The 9,446-nt window shown below is 71.7% G+C and carries 7 protein-coding genes; 2 read left to right on the top strand and 5 right to left on the bottom strand.

Going from position 1 to position 9,446, the window contains the following annotated elements; genetic code table 11:
• The first annotated feature begins 875 nt into the window (after positions 1–875).
• Positions 876–2,357 (top strand): amidohydrolase family protein, encoded by a 1,482-nt coding sequence (locus OG589_RS44655; protein ID WP_405145003.1) that lies wholly within the window; start codon positions 876–878, stop codon positions 2,355–2,357.
• Between the two features lie 86 nt (positions 2,358–2,443).
• Here the strand turns inward: OG589_RS44655 and OG589_RS44660 are convergent, their stop codons facing one another.
• A complete protein-coding gene (locus OG589_RS44660) occupies positions 2,444–4,042 on the bottom strand; it encodes an SIP domain-containing protein (RefSeq protein WP_405145004.1) in 1,599 nt (532 codons plus the stop codon).
• 23 nt (positions 4,043–4,065) lie between these two features.
• Complete coding sequence (locus tag OG589_RS44665) at positions 4,066–5,397, bottom strand: lysine N(6)-hydroxylase/L-ornithine N(5)-oxygenase family protein (RefSeq protein WP_405145005.1); 1,332 nt, start codon at positions 5,395–5,397, stop codon at positions 4,066–4,068.
• A gap of 85 nt (positions 5,398–5,482) precedes the next feature.
• On the opposite strand from OG589_RS44665, the gene OG589_RS44670 reads away from it, so the two are divergent.
• Positions 5,483–6,430: a methionyl-tRNA formyltransferase gene (locus tag OG589_RS44670; RefSeq protein ID WP_405145006.1), complete on the top strand. Its 948-nt coding sequence runs from the start codon at positions 5,483–5,485 to the stop codon at positions 6,428–6,430.
• On the opposite strand, the gene OG589_RS44675 is transcribed toward OG589_RS44670, so the two are convergent.
• From OG589_RS44675 to OG589_RS44685, 3 genes are read right to left on the bottom strand one after another with little or no spacing between them, the layout of a single operon-like run.
• On the bottom strand, positions 6,421–7,260 hold the full coding sequence (locus OG589_RS44675; RefSeq protein WP_405145007.1) for an ABC transporter ATP-binding protein: 840 nt from the start codon (positions 7,258–7,260) through the stop codon (positions 6,421–6,423). The genes OG589_RS44670 and OG589_RS44675 overlap by 10 nt on opposite strands.
• A 4-nt stretch (positions 7,261–7,264) precedes the next feature.
• Entirely contained in the window at positions 7,265–8,341 is a 1,077-nt protein-coding gene (locus OG589_RS44680) for a FecCD family ABC transporter permease (protein WP_405145008.1), read from the bottom strand.
• 2 nt (positions 8,342–8,343) lie between these two features.
• Positions 8,344–9,369, bottom strand: coding sequence for a FecCD family ABC transporter permease (locus OG589_RS44685; protein ID WP_405145009.1), 1,026 nt, complete (start codon positions 9,367–9,369; stop codon positions 8,344–8,346).
• Positions 9,370–9,446: the final 77 nt, after the last annotated feature.

Below are 9,446 nucleotides of genomic sequence, written 5' to 3' on the forward strand. Positions count from 1 at the left end.
GGTTATGGCGTCGTGGTTATGTAAGGACTTCGCGCTGGGTGTGAACGCGCGGTGCGGTTTCGCAGGATGGCTTAATGATCCCGGACCGAGGCTTTGACCTCTCTGGGGTGACCGTCCATATTCTCCTCAACTAGCGTCTTTAGGTGTGACGTCGATTCGACATATTCCCAGGAAACCGGGTCGGCGCCCCGTTAGCCCGGCAGCACGCCGGGCTCGACAATCAGACATGGAGTGATATTTCATGCTGAAGCATGCTCTAGCCGCCGGCGCATTGGCGGTTTCGGGCCTCGTCGTTTCAATGACGATGTCGGCCCTGCCTGCCAGCGCAAGCGCGATAACCCACGAGCCCGAACCCGCCTTCATATCCGGGGCCCCGTTCCAAAACGAGCATCCTTGCTACTACAAGGGCTACTACCACCACCACTGGCACCATTGCCAGCACGGCCCCTACGGCAACCACGGCCCCTACGGCAACCACGGTCCATACGGGCATCAGGGTCCGTGGGGACATCACGGTCCGTACGGTCAGGGTCCCTACGGCCACCACCACCAGGGCGGACCCAGGTGACCTAGCCGCGGTGGCGGACGGTTGCGGCTGATCGGCGAGCCGAGACGTGAGTGGCGCTGTGGTGGCTGAGCACGCTCGGTGCGGTCGCCGCTCACCCCGCGCCGGGCCGGCCTGGCTTCCGGCCCGGCGCAGGGAGAGTCCGGCGCGCAGGCGGGTCCACGCGTCGGCGGCAGCGGCGACCATGGCGACGGCCGGCTCGTTCGTCCGCGGAGGCTCCCGCGAAGATGGCTTAGGACATACCGTGCAACCGGTTCAAAAGGGGCGGGGGATGGTCCGTAGGCTGGGCGCTGGTGCTGAGGGGGTTCGGGTGGAAGAAGCGGATTACGGCCCGCACACGCTGCTGCGTGACGTCGTCGTCGAGCCGGACGGGGCCGCGTGCGACGTGCGGATGGCCGGAGGGCGGGTCGTCGCGATCACCCCGGCCGGGGAGCGGGCCGACGGGGCCGAGGTCGTCCATGGCGGCGGCGGCACGCTGCTGCCGGGGCTGGTGGACGCGCATGTGCACATGCTGCAGTGGGCCGCCACCCGGCGCAGGGTCTCGCTGGCGGGTGCCGGCTCCGCCGCCGAGGCCGTGGATCGGCTGGTGGCCTCGCTGGACGGGCCGCCCGCCCCCGTCGCTCGCGATGAGCTGGTCTTCGGCGCCCACTTCAGCGACGGGCTCTGGCCCGACCGTCCGCACAAGGACCTGCTCGAACGGGCCCTGCCCGCCCGTCCCGTCGTCCTGTTCAGCAACGACCTGCACGCCTGCTGGCTCAGCCCGGCGGCCCTGGCGCTGATCGGACGTGACCACCCGAGCGGTGTGTTCACCGAGACGGAGTGCATGGAGATCACCGCCGCGCTGCCCGCCGCTCCCGCCGAGGTCCAGGACCGGTGGGTGCTGGAGGCGGCCGACGCCGCCGCGGCCAGGGGCGTGACCGGAGTCATCGACTTCGAGTACGCCGACACCGTCGCGGACTGGTCACGCCGGCTGGTGGCGCGCTTGCCGAGTTTGCGGGTGGCCTGCGCCGTCGCCCGTTTCGTGCTCGATGACGCCATCGAGCGGGGCCGCCGGACGGGTGACGTGGTCCCGGGGTCGGGAGGGCTTCTGACGATGGGCCCCTGCAAGCTGTTCGTGGACGGGTCGCTCAACACGCGGACCGCGTACTGCCACGACCCGTACCCCGGGCTGGGGTCCAGCGGGCAGCTGGTGCTGCCGCCGGAGGAACTGGTCGCGGTGATGCGACGGGCGGCGCGGCATGGCATATCCCCGGCCGTGCACGCCATCGGCGACCTGGCCACCACCATCGCGCTGGACGCGTTCGCGGAGGTCGGCCACGGCGGGCGCATCGAGCACGCGCAACTCGTCGACCCCGGTGACCTGCGGCGCTTCGCCGAGCTTGGCGTGACGGTGGGGGTACAGCCGGCGCACGCCCCCGACGACCGGGACGTGGCCGAGCAGTACTGGCCGGGACGGACCGGACGGGCGTACGCCTATGCCTCGATGCTGGCGGCGGACGCCAGGCTGGAGATCGGCTCCGACGCGCCGGTCTCGCCGCTGGATCCCTGGAACGGCATCGCGGCCGCGGTGGCGCGTACCGATGACGACCGGCCGCCGTGGCACGCCGAGCAGGCGATTCCCCTGGACGCGGCACTCGCGGCGGCCAGCGGCGGACGTACCCGGGTACGGGTCGGCGACCAGGCCGACCTGGTGGTGACCGGGTGCCATCCGCGCGACATCCCCATCCAGGACCTGCCCGAGATCCCGATCACCGCGACGCTGCTCGCGGGACGGCCGACGTACGTGGCCTGACCGGGCGCCGATCGGTTCTCGCGGGGTGTCGGCGTATCGGGCATGAACCGGGGGTCGGCGTCCTGTTCGTTCGGAGACGGGTGGGTTCAGGCGTTCGGGGTGCGGCGGGGTCTGGGGATGCTCCAGTAGCCGAGGGCGCAGACCTCGTCGCGCCGGAGGCCGCGGTCGCGCAGCAGGTGCCTGCGCAGGCTCTGGATCATGAGCGACTCCCCGCCCGCCCACACCTGGCCACGGCCGGGCGGCAGGTCGAGGCCGCGTACGACCTCCTCCAGCGCACGGCCCTCGCCCGGCCGGCGCTCGCCGCGGTGGACCCAGTACATCTCGGGGATCGGCGCGTCGAGCGCCACGTGCTCGGCGGTGTCCCGTACTTCGGCCACCGCGATGGCACGGTGCCCGGCGGGCAGCGTCTCCGCGATCGCGGCCATGGAGGGAAGCGCCGTCTCGTCACCGACCATCAGCGTCCACTCCGCCGTCGGGTCGGTCACCCAGTGGACGCGGGAGCCCGCGAAGCCCACCTGGTCGCCCGGCACCGCGTCACGCGCCCACCGTGAAGCCGGGCCGTCGTCCACGTGCAGGAAGAAGTCCAAGGTCACCAGCCCTGCCGCGCGGTCGTAGCGGCGTACGGTGAGGTTCACCGCGTGCTGCCTGCCGGCCGTCTCAGGGAAGCGCCAGCGCTTCAACTCGGGCAGTACGACTTCGTCCGCGCCGGCGGCCGGCCAGATGAGCGTGATCGTCTCGGCGGGCTCCTCGACGGGCAGCGGGCCGGCGTCCACCAGGCGGAGGACCAGCCGTCGCATCAGCGGGGACAGCTGCTCGCCGGAGACGACCTCCAGCATCCCGGCGCACAGCGGAAAGGCCCGCACAGACGACCGCGCCCGGTCGACGTACGCGGAGCGAGCCCGTGCCGATGACCGGGGATCGTTGGGGCGGTGGGCGGCCAGGCGGACGTCGTGGAGGTTCAGGGCGTTGGCCTCCGTCAGCGCCTGGACGGCTTCGTCCAGGAACCGGTCGCCGTCCTCGCCGAGCGCCTCGGCGTGTGCGGCCAGTACCTCAAGGCGTATGGCATCCTCCGCGCTGACCTGTTCGTCCTGGTCGGAGACGTCGTCCCGCGCCAGCACGATCTCCAGCCCTTCGTCGCGGAGGACGGCGGACACCTCTTCCAGCGGATGCTGATGGACGCCCAAGGGGACCGAGGCGAGCCGCTCCCGCCACTCCGGGCGGCGGACCACGGACTCCACGACGTCGCGCAGCGCGAACCCCGAGGACCGCGGCTGCCCGTGACTCCACTGCAGGACCACGAGGCCACCCGGGCTCGTGGCGCGCGCCATCGTCCGTACGGCCGCACGGACGTCGCCGAGCGAGTGGAGCGACCAGGAGGAGTGCACGACCTCGTACTGGCCCTCGGGCAGCGTCAGCGCGTGCGGGTCCTGCACCTCGGCGGAGACGGGATGGCCCGCGCACAGTTCCCTGGTCGCCTCGACCATCGACGGCGAGACGTCCTTCGCCGTCACGGTGAACTCCCGCTCGGCCATGGCCAGGGCGACGTCCCCCGATCCGCATCCGACGTCGGCGAACCTGCCGCCCTCGTGGAGGTGGCCGCCGGCCTGCATGAGGGCGTCCAGCGCCGATTCCACCCTGGCCTCGCTGTGGGCCCGCGCGGAGCGGGCCTCGGTTCGCTGTGTCACTGGGGAGTCTCTCGTTCGTCAGGTCAGGCGAGGGTCGCCACGGGGGCGCGGCGGGCGAGGAGCGAGTCGCGGATCTCGCCGGCGCGGACGGCGGTGGTCGACAGCAGGGTGGACGTGATGCCGTGGGTGTGCTCGGTGCCGCCCTGGAGGTAGATGCCCGCGGTGACCCGGGGCGCGACCTCCACGCGGTGGTCGCGGCCCACGCGCACCGCGTCCTCGTCGTCGCGCAGGCAGAGCTTGGCCGCCTCGCCGAGGAGGGCGCCGAGGTCCTGGGGCCGGTACCCGGTGGCGTGGACGAGGAGGTCCGCGCTGAGCACCTTCCGCTCGCCGGTGGGCAGGAACTCTACGGTGACGTCCAGGTGGTCGTCCACGGCGCGTACTTCCCGGATGCGGGAGACGTTGAGCATGCGCAGGCGCTCCCGGCCGTGCACCTTCTCGCGGTACGTCGTCGCGTACAGGGACTGGATGAGGTCCATGTCGACGACCGAGTAGTTCGTGCTGCGGTGGTAGTCGAACAGCGACTGCTTAATCACGGGCGGGGCGTTGAAGTAGATGTCGACCGCTTCGGGGTCGAAGATGCGGTTGGCGAACGGGCTGTCGTCGGCGGGGGTGTACCCGTACTTGGCGAAGACCGCGCAGACCTCGGCGTCGGCGAACGTGCGGTGCAGGTAGTCGACCGCCTCGGCGGCGCTCTGCCCGGCGCCGAGCACGAGCACGCGGCGCACCGGAGCGCCGGATCCGGCCAGCTCGGCCACGCGCAGGACCAGCTCGCTGTTGTGCCAGACCCGGTCGGAGAGGACGGTGCCCGGCGGCAGGTGGGGTTCCAGCCCGGTGGCCACGCAGACGTTGCGCGCCCTGCGCACGGACGTGCGGCCGGGGTGGTCCGGGTCGCGGCTGACCACGTCGAACCAGCGGATCTCGCCGTCCTCGGACTCGACCGGCTCGACGGCGACCACCTCGGCGGCGTACGCGACCAGGTGCCTCACCCGGGCGGCGGCCCACTCGAAGTAGTCGTGGAACTCCACTCTCAACGGGAAGAGCGTCTTCTGGTTGAGAAAGTCCACCAGCCTGCCGCGTTCCTGCAGGTAGCACAGGAAGCTGTAGTCGCTCGACGGGTTCCGCATGGTGACCAGGTCCTTCAGAAAGGACACCTGCATCGTCGCGTCGTCGATGAGCATGCCCCGGTGCCAGCCGAAGTGCGGCTGCTTCTCCAGGAATGCGGCATCGAGCCGTTCCCCGGCGGGGACTCCTGCGTTGTGCTCCTCGACGGCTATGGCCAGCGCCAGATTGGACGGCCCGAAACCGATCCCCAGGATGTCGTGGATGACATCCGGCCCACTCTGCAGTGTGTCCACCGCGGCATCGCCTCCCTATGCCAGCAACATGTTAGATAAGGTTAGCCTTACCTTGCAAGATTGGATTCGAGGAGAGGATCGTCCATTGCGGGTCGTCATGTTCGGTTACCAGACGTGGGGGCATCGCACCCTGCGAGCCCTGCTGGAGTCCGGCCACGAGGTGGCGCTCGTCGTCACCCACCCCAAGAGCGACCACGCCTACGAGAAGATCTGGGACGACTCGGTGGCGGAGCTGGCCGCGAAGCACGACGTCCCGGTGCTCCTGCGCAACCGGCCCGACGACCGCGAGCTGCTCGCCGCGCTGCGCGAGGCCGCGCCGGACATCATCGTGGCCAACAACTGGCGCACGTGGCTGCCGCCGGACATCTTCGACCTCCCGCCGCACGGCACGTTGAACATCCACGACTCGCTGCTGCCGTCGTACGCGGGCTTCTCGCCGCTGATCTGGGCGCTGATGAACGGAGAGAAGGAGGTCGGCGTCACCGCGCACCGGATGAACGCCGAGCTGGACGCCGGCGACATCGTGCTGCAACGGGCCGTGCCGGTGGGGCCTGGCGACACCGCGACCGACCTGTTCCACAGGACGGTCGACCTGATCGGGCCCATCGTGCACGACGCGCTCGACCTCATCGCCTCAGGCCGGGCGGAGTGGGTCGCGCAGGACCGCACCAAGGCCAGTTTCTTCCACAAGCGGTCCGTCGAGGACAGCCGCATCGACTGGAACTGGCCGGCCGAGGACCTGGAGCGGCTGGTGCGCGCCCAGTCGGACCCGTACCCCAACGCGTTCACCTACCACCGCGGCGAGCGGATCCGCGTCGTGTCGGCGGAGGTGTCGCGCGCGTACTACGGCGGCACCCCGGGACGCGTCTTCATTCGTGAGGGGGACGGGGTGGTCATCGTCTCCGGCGCCGACGCCCGCACCGGGCGGCGGCGCGGACTCGTCCTCACGCGGCTGCGCACCGAGGACGGCACGGAGCACGCGGCCACCGACTACTTCCGCACCATGGGCGGCTACCTCACCGCTCAGCCCTGAACGGGCCGGCCGACCGGCTCCGCGTGTGAGGTGTCGTGGTGGCGGCTCATCGGGATGATCAACGGTGTGCCGCTCACCGGGTCGGTCGCGACCTGGCAGCGCAGATCGAAGATGTCCCGGACGGTCGGCGCGGTGATGACGTCGGCCGGGGCCCCCTCCGCGACGATGCGGCCGGACTTCATGGCGATGACGTGGTCGGCGTACCTGCAGGCCTGGTTGAGGTCGTGCAGCACCATCACGATCGTACGGTTGTCGCGCCGGTTGAGGTCGGTGATGAGGTCGAGGACGTCGATCTGGTGCGCCAGGTCCAGGTAGGTCGTCGGCTCGTCGAGCAGCAGCACCGGGGTGCCCTGCGCGACGGCCATGGCGATCCAGGCGCGCTGGCGCTGGCCGCCGGACAGCTCGTCGACCGCGCGGTCGGCGAGATCGGTCATGCCGGTGGCGGCCAGCGCGGCGTGGACGGCCTGCTCGTCGGCCTTCGACCACTGCCGCCACCAGGTCTGGTGCGGCGAGCGGCCGCGGTTGACCAGGTCGATGACGGTCAGCCCCTCCGGCGCGACCGGTGACTGCGGCAGGATGCCGAGCCGCTGGGCCAGTTCCCTGGTCGGGATGGAGTGCAGCGCGCGGCCGTCGAGCTGGACGGCTCCCTGGCGTGGCGCGAGCAGCCTGGCCAGGGCCCGCAGCAGGGTGGACTTGCCGCAGGCGTTCGCGCCGACGATGGCGGTGACGCGGCCCGGCGGGACGACCACGTCGAGGTCCTCCACGACCAGCCGGTCGTCGTACGCCAGGTGCAGGCCGCTCGCCCGCAGGTCCGGGTGGGTGGTCGACATGCGTTCAGCCTCCTGAGCCCGCGCGGTCGGCGCGGATGAGCAGCCAGAGCAGGATCGGCGCGCCGAGCACGCCGGTGACGATTCCGACCGGCAGTTCCGTGCTGGGGACCAGCTCGCGTGCGATGAGGTCGGAGGAGAGGACGACCAGGGCCCCGGCCAGCCCCGAGGCGACCGGGGGCGGCCAGGCGGTGCCGGCGAGCCGCTGCGCGATCTGCGGCGCGGCGAGCGCCACGAAGGCGATCGGACCGGCCGCCGCGGTGCCGAAGGCGACCAGCCCGACCCCCGTGAGGAGCAACGCGAATCGGACCCGCTGCACGGGGGTGCCGAGGCCGGCGGCGACGTCGTCACCCAGCTGCAGCGTACGGGTCAGGCGGCCGAGCGTCAGCGCGACCGGCACCATCACCGCCATGGCGAGGGCCAGCGGGACCACCTGGTCCCAGTCGCGGCCGTTGAGGTTGCCCACGAGCCAGCCGAGCGCGGCCTGGGCCTGGAACCGCCCGCCCTTGGCCACCAGGTAGTCGGTGGCGCTGGTGCAGATCCACGACACTCCGATGCCGACCAGGATGATCCGGTAACCGGTGGCGCCTCGGCTCCACGCCAGCAGGTAGACGAGCAGGCCGGCGGCCAGCGCGCCGAGGAGCCCCAGCGTCTGGGGGCCGAGGCCGCCGTCCCAGCCGAGCACGATGCTCGCGACGACGGCGGTGCCGGCGCCCTGGGTCAGGCCGATCATGTCCGGGCTGGCCAGCGGGTTGCGGGTCATGGTCTGGAAGACGGAGCCGGAGACGCCGAAGGCGATGCCGGCCAGCAGGCCGACCAGCGCGCGCGGCAGTCGCAGCTCGCGGACGACCAGCAGCGTCCCGGGGTCTCCGTACCCGGCGAGCGCCTTCATGACCGAGGTCAGGCCGATCGGGTAGTCGCCGACCGAGACGCCCCAGCAGAAGACCAGGAACGTGATGGCGGCGAGCGCCGCGCACACGACCACCAGCCGGGGCCGCAGCACCCCGGAGACCGGCGGCACGGACAGCCGGAACGTACGGCGGGCTGGGACGGCGACCATGCCGCCGGGGGATGGGGGGACCATGCTCACACTTCCGCGAGTCGGCGACGGCGGACCAGGGCGATGAAGAACGGGCCGCCGATGAAGGCGATGAGGATCCCGGCCTGGATCTCGGTGGGCCGTGCGGCGACCCGTCCGATGATGTCCGCGGCGAGCACCAGGCAGGGCGCGAGCACCGCCGACAGCGGAAGCAGCCAGCGGTGGTCGGGGCCGAGCCCCGCCTGCTGCGCGAGGATCCGCGCGACGTGCGGCACCACGAGCCCGACGAAGACGACCGGGCCGATGACCGCGACCGCCGCGCCGGTGAGCAGCGTGATGGCGATCGCGCCCTGGAACCGTACGAGGCCGAGGCGCCGCCCCAGCGAGGCGGCCACGTCGTCGCCGAGGGCCAGGCTGTTGAGCGCGGGCGCGCAGGCCAGGGCCAGCACCGTGCCGAGGGCGATGAACGGCAGGATCCGGAGCACCGCGTCGGCGTTCTGGTCGGCGAGCGAGCCGGCCGACCAGAAGCGGTAGCGGTTCAGCGCGTCGGGGTCGGTCAGGACGATGGCGTTGGTGAGCGAGAACAGCAGCGAGCTCACGGCGACTCCGGCCAGCGCGAGCTTGACCGGCGTGAGGCCCGAACGTCCCAGCCCGCCGAGCAGGTACACGAGGACGCTGGCGATGAGCGCGCCCGCGAACGCGAACCAGATGTACCCGTACAGCGACCCCAGGCCGAGCACCGCGACCGAGACGACGATCGCGAAGGCCGCGCCCGCGCTGACGCCCAGCAGTCCGGGGTCGGCGAGCGGGTTGCGCGTCAGCGCCTGCATGAGCGCGCCGGACAACCCGAGGGCCGCGCCCGCCGCGATTCCGAGCGCCGTGCGCGGGACGCGTACCGACCAGACGACGTTCTCGACCAGGCGGCTGGGCGGGTGCCCGAGCAGCGCCTGTACGACCTGGTCGAGGGGAAGGCCGCGGGCGCCGAGCGCGATCGACAGCAGGCAGAGCGCGACGAGGACGGTGGCGAGCAGCGCCACCAGAACGGCGGGGCGGAGCCCCGCGCCACGCGTCACCGAACTGTCTCCACGTTTCGACTTCCTTCGCTTGTTAGGTAAGGCAGGCCTTAACTGTAGCCCCCCGAGTTGGGGCG

It is taken from the genome of Sphaerisporangium sp. NBC_01403 (genome assembly GCF_045040145.1).
Taxonomy (GTDB): domain Bacteria; phylum Actinomycetota; class Actinomycetes; order Streptosporangiales; family Streptosporangiaceae; genus Sphaerisporangium; species Sphaerisporangium viridialbum.